Origin of the sequence: Arthrobacter globiformis NBRC 12137, from assembly GCF_000238915.1 — a bacterium.
In the GTDB taxonomy this organism is placed as follows: Bacteria; Actinomycetota; Actinomycetes; order Actinomycetales; family Micrococcaceae; genus Arthrobacter; species Arthrobacter globiformis.
This window is the reverse complement of record NZ_BAEG01000078.1, coordinates 13,592-34,630: the sequence shown is the minus strand read 5'-3', so window position 1 is coordinate 34,630 and position 21,039 is coordinate 13,592. Positions and strand designations below refer to the sequence as shown.

Sequence of the window (21,039 nt, the reverse complement as noted above, 5' to 3'; positions counted from 1 at the left end):
ATGGCTAACACTGTCAAGGTTGACCTGCCTGCAGAGATCTTCGACGTTCAGACCAACGTGCCGCTGCTGCACCAGGTCGTCGTTGCCCAGCTCGCTGCTGCTCGCCAGGGTACCCACAAGACCAAGACCCGCGCCGAAGTTTCCGGTGCAGGCCGCAAGCCGTTCAAGCAGAAGGGTACCGGCCGCGCCCGTCAGGGTTCGATCCGTGCTCCGCACATGACCGGCGGTGGCGTTGTCCACGGGCCCACCCCGCGTGACTACAGCCAGCGGACCCCCAAGAAGATGATTGCTGCTGCACTGCGCGGCGCTCTCTCTGACCGCGCCCGCAACGGCCGCGTCCACGTCGTTTCTGAACTGGTTGCCGGCGACAAGCCGTCCTCCAAGGCAGCACTGGCAGTCCTGCGCGGAGTCTCCGAGCGCAAGAACCTGCTGGTCGTCATCGAGCGCGCGAACGACGTTGCTGCACTCTCCGTGCGCAACCTCGCCGAAGTCCACGTCCTGTACGTGGACCAGCTGAACACCTACGACGTGCTCGTTTCCGACGACGTAGTCTTCACCAAGGCTGCCTACGAAGCATTCGTTGCTGACAAGGCTGCAAAGAACGAGGAGGATGCCAAGTGAGCGCAGCCACCATCAAAGACCCGCGCGATGTTGTGCTTGCACCCGTCGTCTCGGAAAAGAGCTACGGCCTGATCGACGAGGGCAAGTACACCTTCCTGGTGGACCCCCGCTCGAACAAGACCGAGATCAAGCTGGCCGTGGAGAAGATCTTCTCCGTCAAGGTCGAATCGATCAACACCATCAACCGTGCCGGTAAGCGCAAGCGCACCAAATTCGGATGGGGTACCCGCAAGAGCACCAAGCGTGCCATTGTGACCCTCAAAGAAGGCACTATCGACATCTTCGGCGGTCCGCTCGCGTAGCGGAGACCACTTTAACGAGGAAATAAATTATGGGAATCCGTAAATACAAGCCGACTACGCCGGGCCGTCGTGGCTCGAGCGTAGCTGACTTCACCGAAATCACGCGGTCGACGCCGGAAAAGTCGTTGGTACGTCCGCTGCCCAAAAAGGGCGGCCGTAACAACACCGGTAAGATCACCACCCGTCACAAGGGTGGTGGACACAAGCGCCAGTACCGTCTGATCGACTTCCGTCGCCACGACAAGGACGGCGTCAACGCCCGCGTTGCCGAAATCGAGTACGATCCGAACCGCACGGCTCGCATCGCCCTCCTGCACTACGTTGATGGCACCAAGCGCTACATCATCGCCCCGAACAAGCTCTCCCAGGGCGACTTCGTGGAAGCCGGCGCCAACGCTGACATCAAGCCTGGCAACAACCTGCCCCTGCGCAACATCCCCGTGGGTACCGTTATCCACGCGGTTGAGCTGCGCCCGGGCGGCGGTGCCAAGATGGCACGTTCCGCCGGTGCTTCTGTTCAGCTCGTCGCCAAGGAAGGCCGCTTCGCCCAGCTGCGTCTGCCCTCCGGCGAAATCCGCAACGTTGACGTGCGCTGCCGCGCCACGATCGGCGAGGTCGGCAACGCCGAGCAGTCGAACATCAACTGGGGCAAGGCCGGCCGTATGCGGTGGAAGGGCGTTCGCCCGACCGTCCGTGGTGTCGCCATGAACCCGGTTGACCACCCGCACGGTGGTGGTGAAGGTAAGACCTCCGGTGGTCGTCACCCGGTCAACCCGAACGGTAAGCCTGAAGGCCGTACCCGCCGCCCCAACAAAGAGAGCGACAAGCTTATTGTTCGTCGCCGTCGTACTGGCAAGAACAAGCGATAGGAGCCTGGACACATGCCACGCAGCCTGAAAAAAGGTCCTTTCGTTGACCAGCACCTCTTTGTGAAGGTCGCAAGGGAAAACGAAAAGGGCACCAAGAACGTCATCAAGACCTGGTCCCGCCGCTCGATGATCATCCCCGACATGCTCGGGCACACGATCGCCGTGCACGACGGACGCAAGCACATCCCGGTGTTTGTCACCGAGTCGATGGTCGGGCACAAGCTCGGCGAATTCGCTCCCACGCGGACATTCCGCGGCCATGTCAAGGACGACCGTAAGGGCAAGCGCCGCTAGGCGCCTGCACTTACGTCAAAGACGAGAGAAGGAAAGCAATGGAAGCCAAGGCAATTGCGCGCCACATCCGCGTAACGCCTATGAAGGCCCGGCGCGTCGTCAACCTTGTTCGTGGTAAGCAAGCGAACGAGGCTCTGGCAATTCTGAAGTTTGCCCCCCAGGCAGCTTCGGAGCCGGTATTCAAGGTAGTTCAGTCGGCAATCTCCAACGCACGGGTCCTCGCGGACCGCGACGGTGTTGCGTTCGACGAAGGTGACCTCATCATCAGCGAAGCGTTTGTTGATGAAGGCCCGACCATGAAGCGGTTCCAGCCGCGTGCTCAGGGTCGTGCATTTCAGATCAAGAAGCGCACCAGCCACATCACCGTGGTAGTCGCTACCCCGGAGAAAGAGGAGGCTCGCTAAGTGGGACAGAAAGTAAACCCGCACGGGTTCCGACTCGGCATCACCACCGATCACGTATCGCACTGGTTCGCTGACAGCACCAAGTCCGGCCAGCGGTACAAGGACTTCGTTCGCGAAGACATCCGTATCCGCCAGCTCATGTCCACGGGCATGGAGCGCGCCGGCATCGCCAAGGTCGAGATCGAGCGCACCCGTGACCGTGTCCGCGTGGACATCCACACGGCACGTCCGGGCATCGTCATCGGCCGCCGCGGCGCCGAGGCAGACCGCATCCGTGGCGAGCTCGAAAAGCTCACCGGCAAGCAGGTCCAGCTGAACATCCTCGAGGTCAAGAACCCCGAGATGGAAGCCCAGCTTGTTGCCCAGGGTGTTGCAGAGCAGCTGACTTCCCGCGTGGCATTCCGCCGTGCGATGAAGAAGGCCATGCAGTCCGCTCAGCGTGCCGGTGCCAAGGGTATCCGTATCGCTTGCTCGGGCCGTCTGGGTGGCGCAGAAATGTCCCGCTCGGAGTTCTACCGCGAAGGCCGTGTGCCCCTGCACACCCTCCGCGCGAACATCGACTACGGCTTCTACGAAGCCAAGACCACCTTCGGCCGCATCGGCGTGAAGGTCTGGATCTACAAGGGTGACGTCACCTCCAAGGAACTGGCTCAGCAGGCAGCTGCTGCTCCGTCCCGTGGCCGCTCCGGCGACCGTCCGGGCCGCCCGGGTGGCGCTGACCGTGGTGACCGCCGCCGTCGTAACGACCGTCCGGCAGCTGACGCAGCACCTGCTGCTGCAGCTCCGGCAGCCGAGGCAGCAGCACCGGCACAGGCAGCAGAAGGAGGACAGGCTTAAATGCTTATCCCACGTCGAGTCAAGCACCGTAAGCAGCACCACCCGGGTCGTTCCGGCGCTGCTACGGGCGGTACCAAGGTCTCCTTCGGTGAGTACGGCATCCAGGCACTGAGCCCGGCATACGTCACGAACCGTCAGATCGAATCTGCCCGTATCGCGATGACCCGCCACATCAAGCGTGGCGGTAAGGTCTGGATCAACATCTACCCGGACCGTCCGCTGACCAAGAAGCCTGCCGAAACCCGCATGGGTTCCGGTAAGGGTTCGCCGGAGTGGTGGGTCGCCAACGTCAAGCCGGGCCGGGTTCTCTTCGAACTCTCCGGTGTCAATGAAGAGGTAGCTCGCGAGGCCCTGCGCCTGGCAATCCACAAGCTGCCGTTGAAGGCACGCATTGTGCGTCGCGAAGGTGGTGAGTAGAAATGGCAGTAGGGTCGAAGGATCTCGCACCCGCACAGCTGGACGGTTTCGACAACGAGCGTCTCGTTGAAGAACTCCGCAAGTCCAAGGAAGAGCTGTTCAACCTGCGTTTCCAGTCCGCCACCGGACAGCTGGAGAACCACGGTCGTCTGCGTGCGGTAAAGAAGGACATCGCTCGCATCTACACCGTTCTCCGTGAGCGCGAACTGGGCATTCGTGCCGAGGTTGCCGCACCGGTTGTGGAAGCCAAGGAAGAAAAGAAGTCCAAGAAGTCTGCAGCTAAGAAGGCTGAAAAGCCGGCCGAGGCTGAGACCGAGGAGGACGCCAAGTGAGTGAAAAGGACGAGAACGTGACGGAAACTGCTACGGCAGCTACGGCTGAGCAGCGCGGTTACCGTAAGACGCGTCGCGGCTACGTGGTCTCTGACAAGATGGACAAGACCATCGTTGTTCAGGTTGAAGACCGCGTGAAGCACGCCCTGTACGGCAAGGTCATCCGCCGCACCTCCAAGGTCAAGGCACACGACGAGCAGAACACCGCCGGCATCGGCGACCTGGTTGTCATCGCCGAGACCCGGCCCCTGTCCGCCACCAAGAACTGGCGGCTCGTGGAAATCCTCGAAAAAGGCCAAGTAACACCCGCAGCACCGCCTTTGGCGGCTGCACCGGAGACCCCCGTTCCCTTTGGGAGCGGGGGTTTCCGCATTCCTGCAGGAAATTGCTGCAGGAATGCGTCACGCCAGGCATTCTTTTGGGGACCGTACGACGGCGGCGGGCCGGGATTGCGGGGGAGCGGCACCGGCGGTGCGCCAAAAGGCTGCCGTGCGTGACGCCGTCGTGGTTTAGCAGAGCACCGGCGGCTGTGATATGGGGCTGGCCCCCAACTGTGCTAGGATATTGAGTTTGTATGGCGCCTGTTGCGCGCCGACAGCAAACCTCGTAAACAATCGTGCCACGGCATAGTGCCCCCTTGCGCCTCCACGGGCTTGGGAAGCAACTGTTTGTGGCACGGGCGTTTAGGCCTGGTCTGGCAAAATCCAGTCAGGTCAAGAGACACCCCGATCAACCGTTCCGCAAGGCTCATTCCGTAGGAAGATTTTCGGTCTGAGAACCGGCGCGACGCAAGGAGTAAATAGTGATTCAGCAGGAGTCGCGACTCAAGGTCGCCGACAACACGGGTGCTAAGGAAATCCTTACCATTCGCGTTCTCGGTGGATCTGGCCGTCGCTACGCAGGCATTGGCGACGTGATCGTCGCAACCGTCAAGGATGCAATTCCGGGCGGCAACGTAAAGAAGGGCGACGTCGTCAAGGCTGTCATCGTCCGTACCAAGAAGGAACGCCGCCGTGCGGATGGTTCCTACATCAAGTTTGACGAGAACGCAGCCGTCATCCTGAAGAACGACGGTGACCCCCGCGGTACCCGTATCTTCGGACCGGTTGGTCGTGAACTCCGTGACAAGAAGTTCATGAAGATCGTTTCTCTGGCTCCGGAGGTGCTCTAGTCCATGGCTAAGATCAAGAAGGGTGACCTGGTACAGGTCATCACTGGCGCCAAGGCTGAGCGCGGCGGCGACCGTGGCAAGCAGGGCAAGGTTCTGCGCGTGTTCCCGGACACCAACCGCGTGCTGGTTGAGGGTATCAACCGCGTAACCAAGCACACCAAGGTCGGCCAGTCGCAGCGCGGCACCAAGACCGGCGGCATCGAGGTTGTCGAGGCTCCGATCCACGTTTCCAACGTGGCTCTCGTTGACCCGTCCACCAAGAAGCCGACCCGCGTTGGTTTCCGCCTCGACACCGTAGAGAAGGACGGCGTCAAGAAGACCGTCCGCATCCGCGTGGCCAAGAGCTCCGGGAAGGACATCTAATGACTGAGACTCTCGAGACTCCGGCAACGAAGATCGTTCCTCGTCTGAAGACCAAGTACGCCGATTCCATCAAGAGCGCGCTTCTTGAGGAATTCAAGTACGAGAACGTGAACCAGGTTCCCCGTCTGGTCAAGGTTGTAGTGAACATGGGTGTTGGAGATGCCGCCAAGGACTCCAAGCTGATCGACGGCGCTGTCCGCGACCTCACCCTGATCACCGGCCAGAAGCCGCAGGTCACCAAGGCCCGCAAGTCGATCGCCCAGTTCAAGCTGCGCGAAGGCATGCCCATTGGTGCACACGCAACCCTGCGTGGCGACCGCATGTGGGAATTCGTGGACCGTCTGGTCACGCTGGCTCTGCCCCGTATCCGCGACTTCCGCGGCCTGAGCGGCAAGCAGTTTGATGGCAACGGCAACTACACCTTCGGTCTGACCGAGCAGGTTATGTTCCACGAGATCGACCAGGACTCCATCGACCGCACCCGCGGTATGGACATCACGGTTGTGACCACCGCCAAGACCGACGACGAAGGCCGCGCGCTGCTCAAGGCGCTTGGTTTCCCGTTCAAAACCGAAGCTTAATTAACTACGTAAAAGGTCCGGCCGCTCTGGTCCCCCGGGGACAGAACGGCGGAAACCGTTACGAGGAAGGGCAAGTGCCCAAATGACAATGACAGATCCTGTCGCAGATATGCTTACGCGCCTGCGTAACGCAAACTCGGCATACCACGACTCCGTGTCTATGCCTTACAGCAAGCTCAAGGCCCGCGTTGCGGACATCCTCAAGGCCGAAGGTTTCATCGCCGGCTGGAAGGAAGAGGACGCCGAGGTCGGCAAGAAGCTGACCATCGACCTCAAGTTCGGTCCGAACCGCGAGCGTTCAATCGCTGGTGTCCGTCGCATCTCCAAGCCGGGTCTCCGCGTTTACGCGAAGTCCACCAACCTGCCGCACGTGCTGGGTGGCCTGGGTATCGCAATTCTGTCCACCTCTTCCGGCCTCCTGACTGACAAGCAGGCCGGCAAGAAGGGCGTGGGCGGCGAAGTCCTCGCTTACGTCTGGTAACGGGAAAGGAAGAGAATAATGTCACGTATTGGACGTCTCCCCATCACCGTTCCTGCCGGCGTTGAGGTCAAGGTTGACGGCTCTGTCGTCAGCGTCAAGGGTTCCAAGGGCGAGCTGAGCCACACTGTGGCCAGCCCGATCGAGGTTGCGCTGGAAGACAGCACCCTGACCGTCACCCGCCCGAACGACGAGCGCGCCTCCCGTTCGCTCCACGGCCTGACCCGCACCCTGATCGCCAACATGATCCAGGGCGTCACCGCAGGCTACGAGAAGAAGCTTGAAATCGTCGGTACCGGTTACCGCGTTCAGGCCAAGGGATCTGACCTTGAGTTCGCTCTCGGCTACAGCCACCCGGTCAGCGTTTCCGCTCCGGCCGGCATCACCTTTGCAGTAGAGGGGCCGACCAAGCTCTCTGTCTCAGGCATCAACAAGCAGCAGGTCGGCGAGGTTGCTGCCAACATTCGCAAGCTGCGCAAGCCTGACCCGTACAAGGGCAAGGGCATCCGCTACGCGGGCGAAGTCATCCGCCGCAAGGTCGGAAAGGCTGGTAAGTAACCATGGCCATCGCCATTAACAAGAAGCGTACGAACAAGAGCAAGTCTGCTTCGCGCAGCCGCCGCCAGCTTCGTATCCGCAAGCGCATCTCCGGAACGGCTGTACGTCCTCGCCTGGTCGTCAACCGCTCCGCACGCCACGTATTTGTCCAGGTTGTCGATGACACCATTGGCCAGACCGTAGCGAGCGCGTCCACTCTGGAAGCTGACCTTCGTGCATTCGACGGTGACAAGACCGCCAAGGCCAAGCGCGTTGGCGAGCTCGTTGCCGAGCGTGCCAAGGCTGCCGGCGTCGAAGCTGTTGTGTTCGACCGTGGTGGTAACAAGTACCACGGCCGGATCGCGGCCGTTGCTGACGGTGCACGCGAAGGTGGGCTGTCACTGTGACCGAAGCAAACAAGGAAAAGGACACTGTGTCTGCAGAAGAGAAGGCGACCGAAGCCGCAGCTGCTGAGACCACTGCCCCCGCCACCGAGGACCGCCGTGGTGGCGCCCGTCGCGGCGAGCGTGGAGACCGTGGCCAGGGCCGCGGCGACCGCGGTGGCCGTGGCGGCCGCGATGGCGGACGTGAAGCCGAGAAGAACCAGTACATCGAGCGCGTAGTTACCATCAACCGCGTTTCCAAGGTCGTCAAGGGTGGTCGTCGCTTCAGCTTCACCGCACTCGTCGTCGTTGGTGACGGCAACGGTCTGGTCGGCGTCGGTTACGGCAAGGCCAAGGAAGTTCCCGCTGCTATCGCCAAGGGCGTTGAAGAGGCCAAGAAGTCCTTCTTCCGCGTTCCCCGCGTTGGCAACTCCATCCCTCACCGCGTTCAGGGTGAAGCCGCTGCAGGCGTCGTTATGCTGCGTCCGGCTTCCGCCGGTACCGGTGTTATCGCCGGCGGTCCGGTCCGTGCAGTACTGGAGTGCGTGGGTATCCACGACATCCTCTCCAAGTCGCTCGGTTCCTCCAACGCCATCAACATCGTTCACGCGACCGTTGATGCCCTGAAGCGCCTCGAAGAGCCGGCAGCCGTGGCAGCACGCCGTGGCCTGCCGCTGGACGAGGTCGCCCCGGCGGCACTGGTGAAGGCTCTGATGAGCCAGAAGGCAGGTGTCTAAGTCATGGCGAAGAACCTGACTCCCTCCGACGCCAAGTTGGAGATCACCCAGATCAAGGGCGTCATTGGCGCCAAGCAGAACCAGCGCGACACCCTGCGGTCCCTCGGCCTGAAGCGGATCGGACACACCGTTGTCCGCACCGCCGACGCCGTGACCGTTGGAATGCTCAACACGGTTCCGCACCTCGTGAATGTTGAGGAGGCGAAGTAATGGCAGAGAAGAAAGCCGAGACCGCAGCTGCTGAGAAGCAGAGCGCTCTGAAGGTTCACCACCTGCGTCCCGCCCCGGGTGCCAAGACCGCCAAGACCCGTGTTGGTCGTGGTGAAGGCTCCAAGGGTAAGACCGCCGGTCGCGGTACCAAGGGTACGAAGGCCCGCTACCAGGTGAAGGCTGGCTTTGCCGGCGGCCAGCTGCCGCTGCACATGCGCCTGCCGAAGCTGCGCGGCTTCAAGAACCCGTTCCGGGTTGAGTTCCAGGTTGTGAACCTGGATAAGCTCAACGAGCTGTTCCCGGAAGGTGGCGCTGTCACCGTGGAGGACCTGGTTGCAAAGGGTGCTGTTCGCAAGAACCAGCCCGTGAAGGTGCTTGGCACCGGCGACATCACCGTCAAGGTTGACGTCACCGCCCACGCCTTCTCAGCCAGTGCCGCTGAAAAGATCGCTGCAGCCGGCGGCAGCACCACCGCGCTCTAAGGGATTCTTCCCGGAGCCGGTGGGCGCTAGCCCGCTGCACAAACTCCCGGCACGGGGGCCGAGGCCCCTGTGCCGGGAGTTTTTTCATACCCATTGGGTCTTCCGGATTGTTCGCATGCCGCAAACACCGGTTAGACTCGGTTGTTGGGTTTATAGACCTGCATCTCGAGACTTATTAACTACTGAGGAGGACGCTTGCTAAGCGCATTCGGCCGGGCGTTTCGAACGCCTGATCTGCGACGCAAGTTGTTGTTCACGCTGGGAATCATCACAATCTTCCGCTTGGGAGCCTTTATCCCCTCGCCCGGTGTGAGCTACCAGAATGTCCAGCAATGCTTGTCGAACGGGCAGACCCAGGGCGGGATCTACCAGCTCGTCAATCTTTTCAGCGGCGGTGCATTGCTGCAGGTCTCCATCTTCGCCCTGGGCATCATGCCGTACATCACGGCGAGCATCATTGTGCAGCTGCTGCGCGTGGTCATCCCGCGCTTCCAGCAGCTGTATGAAGAGGGCGCCTCCGGGCAGTCCAAGCTGACGCAGTACACGCGGTACCTGACGATCGCCCTTGGGCTGCTGAACGCCACGACGCTGGTGTCGCTGGCGCGCTCCGGCCAGTTGCTGCCCGGCTGCAACCTGCCCATCATCCCGGACCAGGGCGTCATCACCACGATCCTCATCATCATCACGCTGACGGCCGGCACCGGCCTCATCATGTGGATGGGTGAGCTCGTGACCGAGAAGGGCGTCGGCAACGGCATGTCGTTGCTGATCTTCACGGCCATCGCTGCCGGCTTCCCCACCTCGCTGGGCGCCATCTGGTCCGCGCAGGGTCCGGGCACGTTCTTCATTGTGCTGGCCATCGGCCTGCTGACGGTTGCCCTGGTGGTCTTTGTGGAGCAGTCCCAGCGCCGGATCCCGGTGCAGTACGCCAAGCGGATGATCGGCCGCCGCACCGTGGGCGGCACCAGCACCTACATTCCCATCAAGGTGAACATGGCCGGCGTCATTCCCGTCATCTTCGCCTCCTCGATGCTCTACCTTCCGGCGCTGATCTCGCAGTTCAACCAGCCGAAGGCCGGGGAACCGATCCAGCCGTGGGTTGAGTGGATCAACAACAACCTCACCCGCGGGGACCACCCCATCTACATGGCGCTGTACTTCGCCATGATCGTTTTCTTTACCTACTTCTATGTCGCGATCACCTTCAACCCTGAAGAGGTCAGCGACAACATGAAGAAATACGGCGGCTTCATTCCGGGTATCCGTGCCGGCAAGCCGACCGCGGATTACCTGCAGTACGTCCTGTCGCGCATCACGCTGCCCGGAGCCATCTACCTCGGCTTCGTGGCACTGATACCGCTGGTGGCGCTCGTGCTGATCAACGCAAACCAGAACTTCCCGTTCGGTGGCACCTCGATCCTGATCATGGTGGGCGTTGGCCTGGAAACCGTCAAGCAAATTGACGCGCAGCTACAGCAGCGTCACTACGAAGGGCTATTGCGATGACCAGAATGTTGATTATCGGACCACCGGGTTCGGGCAAGGGCACGCAGGCGGAACGCATTTCAGAACGCCTCGGCGTCGTTGCGATCTCCACCGGCGACATCTTCCGCGCCAATGTGAAGGGCGAGACGCCGCTCGGCGTTGAGGCCAAGAAGTACATGGACAACGGGGACTTCGTCCCGGACAGCGTGACCAACAAGATGGTCCGCGACCGTCTCAGCGAAGGCGACGTCGAGGACGGCTTCCTGCTGGATGGCTACCCCCGTACCACCGCGCAGGTTGACTACCTGGACCAGATCCTGGCCGACGGCGACCAGAAGCTCGACGTGGTCCTGCAGCTCACGGCTGACGACGAGGAGCTCGTGTCCCGCCTGCTGGGCCGCGCGAAGGAAACCGGACGCAGCGACGACAACGAAGCCGTCATCCGCCACCGGCTGGACCTCTACCACGAGCAGACCGAGGCTGTTGTGGCCAAGTATGCCGAACGCGGCATCCTGACCCAGGTGGACGGCATCGGCCAGATCGACGAGGTTACCGACCGCGTCATGCAGGCCATCAAAGAGGCGCAGGCCGCCTGATACCAGTTCCAACGCTGCGAGGCTCCTCCCGGACCATGGGGAGGGGCCTCCGGCTTTTAGCCCTGGGGCCGCTACCAGTCGGGCCGAGGCACATTGAGAGGAAACACCGCTGATGGCATTCGGCCAGCCACGGATTGAATACAAGACCAATGCCCAGATGCGCACCATGCACGAGGCCGGGCTCGTCCTGAGCCGCGCCCTCGACGCAGCCGTTGCCGCAGCAGCGCCGGGTGTCACCACCCGGCAACTGGACGAGGTCTTCGCTGCGGTGCTGCTCGAGGCTGGCGCCAAGTCCAACTTCCTGGGCTACCACGGGTTCCCGGCCACGATCTGCACGTCGGTCAATGAGGAAGTGGTCCACGGCATCCCGGGCGACAAGGTCCTGCAGGACGGGGACATCATCTCGATCGACGGCGGCGCAATCGTCAACGGGTGGCACTCCGACTCCGCGCGGACAGTCATCGTGGGAACACCGGACCCGGAAGACCAGCGCCTCTCCGACGTCACCGAGACGGCCCTGTGGCATGGCATCGCCGCCCTGGCGAAGGGCAAGTTCGTAGGCGATGTCGGCGCGGCCATTGATGACTATGTTTCCTCGGTGCCGGGCAAGCCCCTGGGCATCCTCGAGGACTACGTGGGCCACGGCATCGGCTCCGAGATGCACATGGCCCCCGACGTGCTGAACTACCGCACCAGCCACCGCGGCCCGAAGATCCGGCCCGGCCTGTGCCTGGCCATCGAACCGATGCTGGTGCGTGGCGGCATCGAGACGGCTGTGCTGGAGGATGACTGGACCGTGGTCACCACCGACGGTCAGCGTTCGTGCCAGTGGGAGCACTCCGTGGCAGTCCACGAGAAGGGCATCTGGGTGCTCTCGGCGCCCGACGGCGGCGCGGCCAGGCTCGTGCCCCTTGGCGTGGTGCCGGTCCCGATTCCCTGAGGACACACATTTAGCTGGGCGACGCGCAAAATCCCTGGCGACACCGGAATCCCAGTGTCGCCAGGGATTTTGCGCGTCACGGGCAACTATCTGCGTCGCCATGTCAGCTCCCGGGGCAGAATGGGAGCCATGGGAGCGAGTGATGGAGCCGGCGCACAGGGAAAGATCACCGATGTGCCTGGCGTGCGTGTGGGGCACCAGCAAAAGTCCGACGGCGGGTGGTTGAGCGGGGTGACAGTGGTCCTGCCCCCTGTGGGGACAGTAGGTTCGGTGGACGTCCGCGGGGGAGGACCCGGCACCCACGAGACGGATGCGCTGGACCCCACCACCCTGGTCCGCACCGTGGACGCCGTGGTGCTCACCGGCGGCAGCGCCTACGGCCTGGTTGCTGCACATGGCGCCCAGCGGTGGTGCGAGGAGCAGGGCCGCGGCTTCGCCGTAACGGGAGGGGTGGTGCCGATCGTTCCGGCGGCAGCCATCTTCGACCTCGGCCGCGGCGGCAACTTCAGTGCCCGCCCGGATGAGGCCATGGGCTACGCGGCGACTGCAGTTGCGGGAGCGCAGACGGACGGGCACGACGTCGAACGCGGCAACGTGGGGGCCGGCACCGGCGCGGTCATCGGACGCGGGACATACAAAGGGGGAGTGGGCACAGCGTCGCTCACCCTGGAGAACGGCGTGGTGGTCGGTGCCCTGGCTGTGGTGAACGCGCTGGGCCTGCCGTTCACTCCGGTGGTTGAGCCTGTCGAAACCGAGCCTGTCGAAACCAAGCCTGTCGAAACCGCGCCTGTCGAAACCGCGCACGGTGATTACGCTCCCCACCCGCCCCCTAACCTCGCAAGCTCGGTTAGGGAACCCGGCGGTCGTGGCCCCAAGCTCAATCAGCGGTCGCTCAACACCACCCTCGTGGTCGTCGCCACGAATGCGGTGCTGGATGTGGCCGAGTGCAAACGGACCGCATCCGCCGCCCACGCGGGGCTGGCGCGGGCGCTGAATCCGAGCCACACCCTGGCCGACGGGGACACCGTGTTCTGCCTCGCCACCGGCAGCCAGGAGCTGGACAGGAGTACGGAAACTGCCCGGCAGATAAGTCTCATGAGGCTCCAGAGCGCGGCAGCCGACGTCGTACGTTTGGCCATCCTGGACGGGGTCAGCAGCGCCCAGGCGGTGACAACTCCTGCGGGCGAATTTGGTGCATACCCGGGCAATGTGCGCTAACATAGCTGGATTTAACTTTCCGGTCCTAATGCCGTAGAGTTGCATGTTGGTTGTCTGCCCTGCCACGCCCATTTGCGGCCGGAGGGTGACGATCAATCAAATCAAAAACGTCCGCAGTCATGCCCGGCGCCAGCCGGAGGTCTGTGGCAAACAACAGTTAGCGGAGGATATGGCCAAGAAGGACGGGGTCATTGAGATCGAGGGCGTAGTGACTGAGGCGCTGCCCAACGCGATGTTTCGTGTTGAGCTCACCAATAAGCACGTCGTCCTGGCACACATCTCTGGAAAGATGCGCCAGCACTACATCAGGATTCTCCCTGAGGACCGCGTAGTGGTGGAGCTGAGCCCTTACGACCTGACACGTGGTCGTATCGTCTACCGCTACAAGTAAACGTTGGGCGGCCAAGGCATTTGCCTAAGGCCGCTCCATCGGCCCAACTGCTATCACGCAAAGGAACGCCATGAAGGTCAAGCCGAGCGTCAAGCAGATCTGCGAAAAGTGCAAAGTGATCCGCCGTAACGGCCGGGTCATGGTGATCTGCGAGAACCCGCGCCACAAGCAGCGCCAGGGCTAATTCCCGTCAGGGAATCCCTGGGTTGCTAACCCACGCAAGTAAATAAAGGCAGCACAAGCTGAACTGGGACGTATGGGCCCGGACAGCTAACCCCCGGTCGGAGGCTGGGGCCGCACTGAAAGTGCGGGTGTACTGCCTACGACCTCCGGTTTATTCAAGGAGTACCGCCACTATGGCTCGTCTCGCTGGCGTAGACATTCCCCGCGAAAAGCGGCTGGAAATTGCGCTTACTTACATCTACGGCGTGGGCAAGACCCGTGCACACGAAACCCTGGCTGCCACCGGCATCAGCGCTGACGTTCGGGTCAAGGACCTGACGGATGCGCAGCTGGTAGAGCTGCGTGACTACATTGAAGGCAACTACAAGGTTGAGGGTGACCTTCGCCGCGAAGTGGCAGCAGATATCCGCCGCAAGGTTGAAATCGGCAGCTACGAAGGCCTGCGTCACCGCAAGGGCCTGCCCGTACGCGGTCAGCGTACGAAGACCAACGCTCGTACCCGCAAGGGCCCGAAGCGTACCGTCGCCGGCAAGAAGAAGGCCCGCTAAACCGCATTTGCCTGACGGCAAATGCGGGATCAGCACGGCCTTCCCCCAAATAACTTTCTGTAGGAGAAGAAATGCCCCCGAAGACTCGTGGCGCGGTTCGCAAGCCGCGTAAGAAGGACAAGAAGAATATCGCGCTTGGCCAGGCGCACATCAAGAGCACGTTCAACAACACCATCGTGTCCATCACGGACCCGACCGGTGCTGTAATCTCCTGGGCTTCCGCCGGTGAGGTTGGATTCAAGGGCTCGCGTAAGTCCACCCCGTTCGCTGCGCAGATGGCTGCCGAAGCCGCCGCCAAGCGTGCACAGGAGCACGGCCTGAAGAAGGTTGACGTGTTCGTCAAGGGACCGGGTTCCGGACGCGAAACCGCCATCCGTTCGCTGCAGGCTGCTGGCCTTGAGGTTGGCTCCATCCAGGACGTCACCCCCGCCGCGCACAACGGCTGCCGTCCGCCGAAGCGCCGCCGCGTCTAAGTACTTTCCGCAGCCGGAGCTTGCCCGGACCCGTTTCGGGTCCGGGCAAGCCCGCCGCGTTAAGTCCTCAGACCGATTTTCCACCACCTGTGTTGCGTCATATAGCGGATGCTCGCCGAAAGGAAACCTAAGTGCTCATTGCACAGCGCCCCACCCTCTCCGAAGAGGTCGTCTCCGAAAACCGCTCCCGGTTCATCATTGAACCGCTGGAGCCGGGCTTCGGTTACACCCTCGGAAACTCCCTCCGCCGTACCTTGCTCTCCTCCATCCCCGGTGCCGCTGTAACCAGCATCCGGATCGATGGTGTGCTGCACGAGTTCACGACGGTTCCGGGTGTCAAGGAAGATGTCACCGAGATCATCCTCAACATCAAGAACCTGTCCGTGTCTTCCGAGCACGACGAGCCGGTTGTTGCTTACCTGCGCAAGCAGGGCCCCGGAGTCGTCACCGCCGCGGACATCGCTCCGCCGGCCGGCGTCGAGTTCCACAACCCGGATCTGCACATTGCCACGCTGAACTCGAAGGGCAAGTTCGAACTCGAGCTGACCATCGAGCGCGGCCGCGGCTACGTTTCGGCAGCTCAGAACAAGTCCGGCGACGCAGAGATCGGCCGCATTCCGGTTGACTCCATCTACTCGCCGGTGCTGAAGGTTACTTTCCGCGTGGAAGCTACCCGTGTTGAGCAGCGCACCGACTTCGACAAGCTCATTGTCGACGTCGAGACCAAGCAGGCCATCGCCCCGCGCGATGCCGTTGCTTCCGCCGGCACAACCCTGGTGGAACTGTTCGGTCTGGCCCGCGAGCTGAACACCGCAGCTGAGGGTATCGAGATTGGCCCGTCGCCGACGGATGCTGCCCTGGCAGCAGACATGGCTCTGCCGATCGAGGATCTGGACCTCACCGTCCGTTCCTACAACTGCCTCAAGCGTGAGGGCATCCACACCGTGGGTGAACTCGTTGCCCGCTCCGAGGCTGACCTGATGGACATCCGCAACTTCGGCGCGAAGTCCATCGATGAGGTCAAGGCAAAGCTGGTTGAACTGGGTCTGTCCCTGAAGGACTCGCCTCCCGGTTTCGACCTTGCTGCCCGCGCCGCAGCCATCGAAGAGGACGACGCCGCGTTCAGCGACGACGAGCTCTAACAAGCAGATCTTGGCCGAGGGGCTGGCCAGCACCGCGTTGTGCGCAGCCTCCCGGCTTCCATATGAGGAGAAACAATTATGCCTACCCCCACTAAGGGTCCGCGCCTCGGAGGCGGCCCGGCTCACGAGCGTCTGATGCTCGCGAACCTGGCTTCCGCACTGTTCGAGCACAAGCGGATCACCACCACGGTCACCAAGGCCAAGCGCCTGAAGCCGTACGCAGAACGCCTGGTCACCTTCGCCAAGCGCGGCGACCTCGCTTCCCGCCGCCGCGTTCTCGGCCTGATCAGCAACAAGGGCGTCGTCCACGAGCTGTTCACCGACATCGCGCAGGCTGTGGAGAACCGCAACGGCGGCTACACCCGCATCACCAAGATCGGCAACCGCAAGGGCGACAACGCTCCCATGGCTGTCATCGAGCTGGTTCTTGAGCCGGTTTCCGCCAAGCAGGCTGTTGTAGCCGAGGCTACCCAGGCCGCTGCCGCTGCTGCTCCGGCCGCAGAGGAAGCACCCGAGGCAGAGGTCGTTGAGACCGAGGCTGCAACCGAAGAGGCCCCGGCCGCTGAGGAAGCTCCGGCTGAAGAAGCTGCTGCTGAAGAGGCTCCGGCCGAGGAAGCTGCCGCTGACGAGGCTGCTGCCGACGAGGCCAAGGACGCGAAGTAATTCGCTAAATCCTTCGCATAGACTTGAGTCTATGAACCACCAAAAACCCGCGGCCCCCGTTTTGGGGGGCGGCGGGTTTTTGCGTATCCGGCTCGATTTGGCCTACGACGGCGGTCCGTTCAGCGGGTGGGCAGTGCAGCCAGGTCTGCGGACCGTTCAGGGTGTCTTGGAAGGTGCCTTGGAGCTGCTGATCCGCCGCCCGGTGCGCGTCACGGTCGCCGGGCGCACCGACGCCGGTGTGCATGCCCGCGGCCAAGTGGTCCACCTCGACCTGACGGAAGCCGAGTGGCTGGGACTGAGCCGAGGTGCCGCCGTCGATCCCGCCGTCGCCCTTCTGCGCCGCCTGCGGGGCACGCTCAGCCGCGGGCTGGGGGACCAGACCGGCTCCATTGTGGTGCACCACGCGGCGATTGCCCCTGAAGGCTTCGATGCCCGTTTCTCCGCGCTCTGGCGCCGCTACAGCTACCGGATCGGGGACGGTCCTGAGAAGTGGGATCCGCTCGGCCGGTACGACACACTGTGGCATAAGACGACCCTGGACGTGGACCTGCTGAACGAAGGCGCCGCGAAGCTGCTTGGCCTGCACAACTTCCTGTCCTTCTGCAAGCCACGGGAAGGTTCCACTACCGTCCGCGAGCTGCAGCGGTTCGAGTTTTCCCGCGGGCCGGACGGCGTCATTGTTGCCACCGTCCAGGCCGACGCCTTCTGCCACAACATGGTGCGCGCCCTGGTGGGCTCGGCGCTGTACGTGGGGGAGGGGCAGGAGCCTCCGGAGTGGCTGCACGAGCGCCTGCTGGCACGGAAGCGGGACGCGCGTTCTGTGCTGGCCGCGCCGCATCCCCTGGTGTTCGAAGAAGTGGCGTACCCCTCCGATGAGGAACTGCTCGCCCGGGCAGAGCTCACGCGCGCGCTGCGGGAGTAACCATGCCCCGCGACCCTGTGTTGCAGGGGCTCGTGCCTCGTTTCCGGGCGCGCGGCTAGTAGGCTGAGACGCAGTCTTTAGTCATGCGGTCCTTACAGGGGGTAAGGGATGAATGATCGTCGCATCGTTGTCGTCATCGACAGGGATGAGGAAGTCCGGTCCTTGTTGCGGGCTACGCTCCAAGAGGCCGGATTCGAGGTGCACTGCGCTGCCACCGGCGAATCCGGGGTGGCGCTGGTGCGTGCCAAGCAGCCTGACACCGTCACGCTGGACCTGGTGCTTCCGGACACCGACGGCTACGACGTGCTGCGGCGCATCCGCGAGTTCAGCCACACGTACATCCTGATTATCACTGCGCGGAGTGACCTGCGGACCACCCTGAAGGGGTTCGACGCCGGGGCTGATGACTACATGGTCAAGCCCATCCGGCCTCGGGAGCTCCGGGCCCGCGTTGACGGCATGCTGCGAAGGCCCCGGCAGCTGACGGTACCGCCGATCGTGACCCCGCGGGAACCACCGCTGGTGTCGCCTCGGCTGCGGACCTCCGCCACGGCAACGGCGACGGCGAAGACTGTGCAGGCCCCGGACCCGGCCGGGGGACCTACGGCAGTCCGGGACCTTGCGGCAACTGGCTGTGCACCCGCCCGCGGCTACGAGCGCAGTTACGAGCACAAGGGGCTGGAGCTCGACTGCGCAACGCGGGCGGCCACCCTCGGAGGGCGCGCGCTGCAGCTGACGCGGACCGAGTTCGACCTGCTGCACATCCTGCTGCAGCGCGGCAGCGGCGTGGTCACCAAGGCGGAACTCGTCGGACTTCTGGGCCTCGTGAAGCGAGAAGCTGGCAACCCGGAAGTCGCGCCGGCCGGGGTACGGGACCCCGGCCGGATCATCGAGACCCACATCGGCAACCTGCGCCGCAAGCTGGGGGACGACGCGAGGAAACCGCGCTGGCTCAAGACCGTTCGCGGGGCCGGCTACACACTCGCGTAGCGGAATGCGTTGCGCATTGCGTAGCGCAAAGCCGCACGCCTCCGGTGCGCCCCTCTAAACGGGGGACACGCCGGGAATCAAACGGGGGACACGCCGGAAAGTTACAAGAAAATAACAAGGCGCCAGGCGCACAGTTGGAACATGAAATCACTAACAAGCGACGACGTCGTCGCAGTCCGTGGCGTTCTCACCGATACGCATCCGGTTGATTTCTATGCGCTAGGCGTCGCGGGGGCGATTGACCGTTTGGCCCTCCCGCTGCGCGAGCGCGGGATCACCGTGCACCTCGAGGCGCCCCATCATGGAATGGAAGTGGACAGGAAGTCCGCCACGCTGCTTTACCGGGCGGCGCAGGAGCTCCTGAGCAACATCCATAAATACGCCCACGCGTCCTCCGTGACAGTCCGGCTGTGCTGCGTCTGCCGCTCCGGCGACAACCACGCTGTCCAGCTCCGCGTGACCGACGACGGGAGCGGCTTCGACGTTGAGGCCGCCACGCACGGCAGGCACTCGGGCATGGGGCTGCGGCTCATGCGTCTGGCCGTCAGTTCAGCCGGCGGCCGGATGACAATCGAGTCGTCTCCTTCGGCGGGAACCTGCGTCACCGTGAACCTGCCGCTGGATTAGCGCGTCACAAGGTTGGCGGGCCTTTCTACGCTGCAGTGGATGATGATGCCCAATCGGGCCGAGGATCCATGGGCAGTGGTGGTTCCGGGTCCTTGAGGGCGTCGGGGCCGACGAAACTGCCAGGGCCGATGACGCCCTCGGGATTGGCGGAGCCCACGAAGCCGGCGGCGGCGTCGCGCCAGTCTGGTGGTTCTGGGATGTCGGGCGGTTCAGGCCAGGCCGGAGGCCCAGTGATCTCGGGCTCGGGGAAGCCGTTGGGAAGATCCTGCCATTCCGGTCGGTCTGGCGTGGCCGGCGGCTCCGGCCAGTCGTGACCGGGTGCCGGATCGGGCCAGGTGGGTGGTTCCCAGTCTTGTTGTTCCGCTGGGTAGGACCGTCCCGTGGGTGAGATCCAGCCGGGCGGGCTCTCGCGGGTGGCGCCGACCGGTCTCCACGCCGACGTGTGTTTCAGGCGGTGGTGCTTGGGGCAGGGCTGGCCAAGGTTGATGATCCCGGTGGTCCCGCCGTTGGCCCAGGCCAGGATGTGGTCGGCGTCGTTGTCCAGGGAGTGGTTGTTGCAGTTGGGGAACGTGCAATGTGCGTCTCGGAGCCGGAGCCAGTGGCGCATCGGCTTCGTCAATCGGTAGCTGGTGCGTCCGATCTCCAGCGGTGCCCCGTCCCGAGGGTCGGTCAGGACCCGCAGGAAGGACGTGCCGCCGTCGGCGACGAGGCGTCGGGCCATGGACGGCGGGATCGGCCCGTACCCGTCAAGGACCGCCGGCTCCTCCGTCTGTCCGAGCAGCGAGAACACCGGAACCGTGACCAGGACCTGCGCCCGCGGAGACGGCACATCACCGGGAGGCGCTGAACCAGCGGATAGGGCGTCTGCGGGCAGAGAACCTGTGGCCGGGCCGTCAATCCCCTGGGCTGGCGCGAGCAGCCATCCGGCGGCCACATCAGCCCGCAGCTGGGTCAGGGTCCGTGTTTCGGCAGGTCCCTGCAGGGCGCGGGCGGCGGCGGTGGTGCGGTCCCAGATCCCGGCGGCCTGGTCCGCGGGCAGGTACGCCGAGAGCCAGGCCATGCCGTCCCGGTCCGGGGCATACTCCAGCCGACGGTCCTTCGCACACTTGCGGTGGCGGGCCTCGATACTCACCGGATGATGCCGCTCCCGCCAGGCACGTGCCCTGGCCCGGAACCTTGATGGAGTCAGCTCCCCGGCGGGGCAGCCGCGCGCCGGGCTGGGGGCATCGGGGTCCAGGAAGTGGGCTTCCAAGGCCGCCGCAGCCGCCGTATCCAGCCCGTCCGTTTCGTCGCACACCACCCGCGCATGCTGCCAGGAAAGCGTTCCTGACCCCATCCCGGCCAGCGTCAACGGCAGGTCCGTGGTCAGCGTGGCGGATTCGGACAGAAGCCGTGCCGCCGACCCTTCGCTCACGGTCAGCGCACACGCCACCGACGCAGTCACGGACATCCGCAGGACCGATCGCTCCTGCGGCGACGCGTCCGGCGGCGTCATCGCCTCCTCCGCCTCAGCGAAACCGGCAGCGAGGTGCACCTTCACGGCCGCCAGCCGGGCCTCCATCCCAGCCACACCTGCCAGCCCGTCCAGGCACGCATCCGCCTGGTCCCGCAGCGGATCTGCGCCCGTCGGGTCCGTGTCCGCGTCACCCGGCAGCGGGTCCGCGTCCGCCGTGCCCGGATCAGCCGCCCGGCGAAGCGCAGCAGCCAGCGAAAGAGCGGAGGCGCCGATGGCGTCCAACGTCTTCACAACTGCCGCCTGATCCATACCCACAGCATGCCACCGGCCTGTGACAGAAACGACTCTGCCCCGGGTCGTTGTGGAAAACCGGTCGTTGTGGAAATC

General features: G+C 63.7%; 31 protein-coding genes and 1 pseudogene. 31 read left to right on the top strand and 1 reads right to left on the bottom strand.

Annotation, left to right across the window (positions count from 1 at the left end):
* From rplD to ARGLB_RS14300, 31 genes and pseudogenes are all read left to right on the top strand, one after another.
* Positions 1-621, top strand: coding sequence for a 50S ribosomal protein L4 (gene rplD / locus ARGLB_RS14450; protein ID WP_003803809.1), 621 nt, complete (start codon positions 1-3; stop codon positions 619-621).
* Positions 618-923: a 50S ribosomal protein L23 gene (gene rplW, locus ARGLB_RS14445; protein WP_003803807.1), complete on the top strand. Its 306-nt coding sequence runs from the start codon at positions 618-620 to the stop codon at positions 921-923. The genes rplD and rplW overlap by 4 nt, the downstream gene beginning before the upstream one ends.
* A gap of 29 nt (positions 924-952) precedes the next feature.
* Positions 953-1,792 carry a 50S ribosomal protein L2 gene (gene rplB, locus ARGLB_RS14440; protein ID WP_003803804.1) on the top strand — a complete coding sequence of 280 codons (840 nt, stop codon included), beginning with the start codon at positions 953-955 and terminating at the stop codon, positions 1,790-1,792.
* A gap of 12 nt (positions 1,793-1,804) precedes the next feature.
* The gene (rpsS, locus tag ARGLB_RS14435) at positions 1,805-2,086 is read left to right on the top strand and encodes a 30S ribosomal protein S19 (protein WP_003803803.1); all 282 of its coding nucleotides are present in this window, start codon (positions 1,805-1,807) and stop codon (positions 2,084-2,086) included.
* 38 nt (positions 2,087-2,124) lie between these two features.
* Positions 2,125-2,490, top strand: coding sequence for a 50S ribosomal protein L22 (gene rplV, locus ARGLB_RS14430; protein ID WP_003803798.1), 366 nt, complete (start codon positions 2,125-2,127; stop codon positions 2,488-2,490).
* On the top strand, positions 2,491-3,327 hold the full coding sequence (gene rpsC / locus ARGLB_RS14425) for a 30S ribosomal protein S3 (protein WP_003803796.1): 837 nt from the start codon (positions 2,491-2,493) through the stop codon (positions 3,325-3,327).
* Positions 3,328-3,744 carry a 50S ribosomal protein L16 gene (gene rplP / locus ARGLB_RS14420; protein WP_003803795.1) on the top strand — a complete coding sequence of 139 codons (417 nt, stop codon included), beginning with the start codon at positions 3,328-3,330 and terminating at the stop codon, positions 3,742-3,744. It begins immediately after the preceding gene.
* Between the two features lie 2 nt (positions 3,745-3,746).
* Positions 3,747-4,076: a 50S ribosomal protein L29 gene (gene rpmC, locus ARGLB_RS24315; RefSeq protein WP_003803792.1), complete on the top strand. Its 330-nt coding sequence runs from the start codon at positions 3,747-3,749 to the stop codon at positions 4,074-4,076.
* A pseudogene (gene rpsQ, locus ARGLB_RS22865) lies at positions 4,073-4,375 on the top strand (30S ribosomal protein S17); the annotation flags it as partial. The gene rpmC and the pseudogene rpsQ, both read left to right, overlap by 4 nt.
* 503 nt (positions 4,376-4,878) lie before the next feature.
* Positions 4,879-5,247: a 50S ribosomal protein L14 gene (rplN, locus tag ARGLB_RS14405; protein WP_003803789.1), complete on the top strand. Its 369-nt coding sequence runs from the start codon at positions 4,879-4,881 to the stop codon at positions 5,245-5,247.
* 3 nt (positions 5,248-5,250) lie between these two features.
* Positions 5,251-5,610, top strand: a complete 360-nt coding sequence (gene rplX, locus ARGLB_RS14400; protein ID WP_003803770.1) for a 50S ribosomal protein L24 — start codon at positions 5,251-5,253, stop codon at positions 5,608-5,610.
* A complete protein-coding gene (gene rplE, locus ARGLB_RS14395) occupies positions 5,610-6,191 on the top strand; it encodes a 50S ribosomal protein L5 (protein ID WP_003803769.1) in 582 nt (193 codons plus the stop codon). Before rplX ends, rplE begins: the two co-directional genes overlap by 1 nt.
* A gap of 82 nt (positions 6,192-6,273) precedes the next feature.
* Positions 6,274-6,672, top strand: a complete 399-nt coding sequence (gene rpsH / locus ARGLB_RS14390; RefSeq protein ID WP_003803767.1) for a 30S ribosomal protein S8 — start codon at positions 6,274-6,276, stop codon at positions 6,670-6,672.
* Positions 6,673-6,690: 18 nt separating this feature from the next.
* Positions 6,691-7,227, top strand: coding sequence for a 50S ribosomal protein L6 (gene rplF, locus ARGLB_RS14385; RefSeq protein ID WP_003803764.1), 537 nt, complete (start codon positions 6,691-6,693; stop codon positions 7,225-7,227).
* A 2-nt stretch (positions 7,228-7,229) separates the two neighbouring features.
* Positions 7,230-7,613 carry a 50S ribosomal protein L18 gene (gene rplR / locus ARGLB_RS14380; protein ID WP_003803763.1) on the top strand — a complete coding sequence of 128 codons (384 nt, stop codon included), beginning with the start codon at positions 7,230-7,232 and terminating at the stop codon, positions 7,611-7,613.
* Positions 7,610-8,326 carry a 30S ribosomal protein S5 gene (gene rpsE, locus ARGLB_RS14375; protein WP_003803760.1) on the top strand — a complete coding sequence of 239 codons (717 nt, stop codon included), beginning with the start codon at positions 7,610-7,612 and terminating at the stop codon, positions 8,324-8,326. The genes rplR and rpsE overlap by 4 nt, the downstream gene beginning before the upstream one ends.
* A 3-nt stretch (positions 8,327-8,329) precedes the next feature.
* Positions 8,330-8,536 carry a 50S ribosomal protein L30 gene (gene rpmD / locus ARGLB_RS14370; RefSeq protein ID WP_003803757.1) on the top strand — a complete coding sequence of 69 codons (207 nt, stop codon included), beginning with the start codon at positions 8,330-8,332 and terminating at the stop codon, positions 8,534-8,536.
* Positions 8,536-9,018, top strand: coding sequence for a 50S ribosomal protein L15 (gene rplO / locus ARGLB_RS14365; protein WP_003803756.1), 483 nt, complete (start codon positions 8,536-8,538; stop codon positions 9,016-9,018). The genes rpmD and rplO overlap by 1 nt, the downstream gene beginning before the upstream one ends.
* 195 nt (positions 9,019-9,213) lie before the next feature.
* Entirely contained in the window at positions 9,214-10,524 is a 1,311-nt protein-coding gene (gene secY / locus ARGLB_RS14360; protein WP_003803753.1) for a preprotein translocase subunit SecY, read from the top strand.
* Between the two features lie 5 nt (positions 10,525-10,529).
* Positions 10,530-11,099 carry an adenylate kinase gene (locus ARGLB_RS14355; protein ID WP_175304999.1) on the top strand — a complete coding sequence of 190 codons (570 nt, stop codon included), beginning with the start codon at positions 10,530-10,532 and terminating at the stop codon, positions 11,097-11,099.
* 112 nt (positions 11,100-11,211) lie between these two features.
* Positions 11,212-12,039: a type I methionyl aminopeptidase gene (map, locus tag ARGLB_RS14350; protein ID WP_003803750.1), complete on the top strand. Its 828-nt coding sequence runs from the start codon at positions 11,212-11,214 to the stop codon at positions 12,037-12,039.
* 129 nt (positions 12,040-12,168) lie between these two features.
* Positions 12,169-13,257, top strand: coding sequence for a P1 family peptidase (locus ARGLB_RS14345; RefSeq protein WP_003803747.1), 1,089 nt, complete (start codon positions 12,169-12,171; stop codon positions 13,255-13,257).
* A 169-nt stretch (positions 13,258-13,426) separates the two neighbouring features.
* Positions 13,427-13,648 carry a translation initiation factor IF-1 gene (gene infA / locus ARGLB_RS23300; protein ID WP_011775571.1) on the top strand — a complete coding sequence of 74 codons (222 nt, stop codon included), beginning with the start codon at positions 13,427-13,429 and terminating at the stop codon, positions 13,646-13,648.
* Positions 13,649-13,718: 70 nt separating this feature from the next.
* Positions 13,719-13,832 carry a 50S ribosomal protein L36 gene (rpmJ, locus tag ARGLB_RS14335; protein ID WP_009358722.1) on the top strand — a complete coding sequence of 38 codons (114 nt, stop codon included), beginning with the start codon at positions 13,719-13,721 and terminating at the stop codon, positions 13,830-13,832.
* Positions 13,833-14,004: 172 nt separating this feature from the next.
* Entirely contained in the window at positions 14,005-14,379 is a 375-nt protein-coding gene (rpsM, locus tag ARGLB_RS14330; RefSeq protein ID WP_003803743.1) for a 30S ribosomal protein S13, read from the top strand.
* Positions 14,380-14,450: 71 nt separating this feature from the next.
* Positions 14,451-14,852, top strand: coding sequence for a 30S ribosomal protein S11 (gene rpsK, locus ARGLB_RS14325; protein ID WP_003803734.1), 402 nt, complete (start codon positions 14,451-14,453; stop codon positions 14,850-14,852).
* Between the two features lie 131 nt (positions 14,853-14,983).
* Positions 14,984-15,994 carry a DNA-directed RNA polymerase subunit alpha gene (locus tag ARGLB_RS14320; protein WP_003803733.1) on the top strand — a complete coding sequence of 337 codons (1,011 nt, stop codon included), beginning with the start codon at positions 14,984-14,986 and terminating at the stop codon, positions 15,992-15,994.
* Positions 15,995-16,072: 78 nt separating this feature from the next.
* Positions 16,073-16,657: a 50S ribosomal protein L17 gene (gene rplQ / locus ARGLB_RS14315; RefSeq protein WP_003803731.1), complete on the top strand. Its 585-nt coding sequence runs from the start codon at positions 16,073-16,075 to the stop codon at positions 16,655-16,657.
* A gap of 31 nt (positions 16,658-16,688) precedes the next feature.
* Entirely contained in the window at positions 16,689-17,579 is an 891-nt protein-coding gene (gene truA / locus ARGLB_RS14310) for a tRNA pseudouridine(38-40) synthase TruA (RefSeq protein ID WP_003803730.1), read from the top strand.
* A gap of 108 nt (positions 17,580-17,687) precedes the next feature.
* The gene (locus ARGLB_RS14305) at positions 17,688-18,569 is read left to right on the top strand and encodes a response regulator transcription factor (RefSeq protein ID WP_003803729.1); all 882 of its coding nucleotides are present in this window, start codon (positions 17,688-17,690) and stop codon (positions 18,567-18,569) included.
* A gap of 141 nt (positions 18,570-18,710) precedes the next feature.
* On the top strand, positions 18,711-19,196 hold the full coding sequence (locus ARGLB_RS14300) for a sensor histidine kinase (RefSeq protein ID WP_003803727.1): 486 nt from the start codon (positions 18,711-18,713) through the stop codon (positions 19,194-19,196).
* Positions 19,197-19,221: 25 nt separating this feature from the next.
* Here ARGLB_RS14300 and ARGLB_RS14295 read toward each other — a convergent pair whose 3' ends face one another.
* Positions 19,222-20,961 carry an HNH endonuclease signature motif containing protein gene (locus tag ARGLB_RS14295; RefSeq protein WP_043419249.1) on the bottom strand — a complete coding sequence of 580 codons (1,740 nt, stop codon included), beginning with the start codon at positions 20,959-20,961 and terminating at the stop codon, positions 19,222-19,224.
* Positions 20,962-21,039 lie beyond the last annotated feature (78 nt).

What these genes read in the sequence shown, in the direction of transcription:
- rplD (WP_003803809.1), top strand. Translation starts at nt 1, where the DNA reads ATGGCTAACACTGTCAAGGTTGACCTGCCTGCAGAGATCTTCGACGTT.
- rplB (WP_003803804.1), top strand. Translation starts at nt 953, where the DNA reads ATGGGAATCCGTAAATACAAGCCGACTACGCCGGGCCGTCGTGGCTCG.
- rpsS (WP_003803803.1), top strand. Translation starts at nt 1,805, where the DNA reads ATGCCACGCAGCCTGAAAAAAGGTCCTTTCGTTGACCAGCACCTCTTT.
- rplV (WP_003803798.1), top strand. Translation starts at nt 2,125, where the DNA reads ATGGAAGCCAAGGCAATTGCGCGCCACATCCGCGTAACGCCTATGAAG.
- rplP (WP_003803795.1), top strand. Translation starts at nt 3,328, where the DNA reads ATGCTTATCCCACGTCGAGTCAAGCACCGTAAGCAGCACCACCCGGGT.
- rpmC (WP_003803792.1), top strand. Translation starts at nt 3,747, where the DNA reads ATGGCAGTAGGGTCGAAGGATCTCGCACCCGCACAGCTGGACGGTTTC.
- rplX (WP_003803770.1), top strand. Translation starts at nt 5,251, where the DNA reads ATGGCTAAGATCAAGAAGGGTGACCTGGTACAGGTCATCACTGGCGCC.
- rplE (WP_003803769.1), top strand. Translation starts at nt 5,610, where the DNA reads ATGACTGAGACTCTCGAGACTCCGGCAACGAAGATCGTTCCTCGTCTG.
- rpsH (WP_003803767.1), top strand. Translation starts at nt 6,274, where the DNA reads ATGACAATGACAGATCCTGTCGCAGATATGCTTACGCGCCTGCGTAAC.
- rplF (WP_003803764.1), top strand. Translation starts at nt 6,691, where the DNA reads ATGTCACGTATTGGACGTCTCCCCATCACCGTTCCTGCCGGCGTTGAG.
- rplR (WP_003803763.1), top strand. Translation starts at nt 7,230, where the DNA reads ATGGCCATCGCCATTAACAAGAAGCGTACGAACAAGAGCAAGTCTGCT.
- rpmD (WP_003803757.1), top strand. Translation starts at nt 8,330, where the DNA reads ATGGCGAAGAACCTGACTCCCTCCGACGCCAAGTTGGAGATCACCCAG.
- rplO (WP_003803756.1), top strand. Translation starts at nt 8,536, where the DNA reads ATGGCAGAGAAGAAAGCCGAGACCGCAGCTGCTGAGAAGCAGAGCGCT.
- ARGLB_RS14355 (WP_175304999.1), top strand. Translation starts at nt 10,530, where the DNA reads ATGTTGATTATCGGACCACCGGGTTCGGGCAAGGGCACGCAGGCGGAA.
- map (WP_003803750.1), top strand. Translation starts at nt 11,212, where the DNA reads ATGGCATTCGGCCAGCCACGGATTGAATACAAGACCAATGCCCAGATG.
- ARGLB_RS14345 (WP_003803747.1), top strand. Translation starts at nt 12,169, where the DNA reads ATGGGAGCGAGTGATGGAGCCGGCGCACAGGGAAAGATCACCGATGTG.
- infA (WP_011775571.1), top strand. Translation starts at nt 13,427, where the DNA reads ATGGCCAAGAAGGACGGGGTCATTGAGATCGAGGGCGTAGTGACTGAG.
- rpmJ (WP_009358722.1), top strand. Translation starts at nt 13,719, where the DNA reads ATGAAGGTCAAGCCGAGCGTCAAGCAGATCTGCGAAAAGTGCAAAGTG.
- rpsM (WP_003803743.1), top strand. Translation starts at nt 14,005, where the DNA reads ATGGCTCGTCTCGCTGGCGTAGACATTCCCCGCGAAAAGCGGCTGGAA.
- rpsK (WP_003803734.1), top strand. Translation starts at nt 14,451, where the DNA reads ATGCCCCCGAAGACTCGTGGCGCGGTTCGCAAGCCGCGTAAGAAGGAC.
- rplQ (WP_003803731.1), top strand. Translation starts at nt 16,073, where the DNA reads ATGCCTACCCCCACTAAGGGTCCGCGCCTCGGAGGCGGCCCGGCTCAC.
- truA (WP_003803730.1), top strand. Translation starts at nt 16,689, where the DNA reads ATGAACCACCAAAAACCCGCGGCCCCCGTTTTGGGGGGCGGCGGGTTT.
- ARGLB_RS14305 (WP_003803729.1), top strand. Translation starts at nt 17,688, where the DNA reads ATGAATGATCGTCGCATCGTTGTCGTCATCGACAGGGATGAGGAAGTC.
- ARGLB_RS14300 (WP_003803727.1), top strand. Translation starts at nt 18,711, where the DNA reads ATGAAATCACTAACAAGCGACGACGTCGTCGCAGTCCGTGGCGTTCTC.
- ARGLB_RS14295 (WP_043419249.1), bottom strand. Translation starts at nt 20,961, where the DNA reads ATGGATCAGGCGGCAGTTGTGAAGACGTTGGACGCCATCGGCGCCTCC.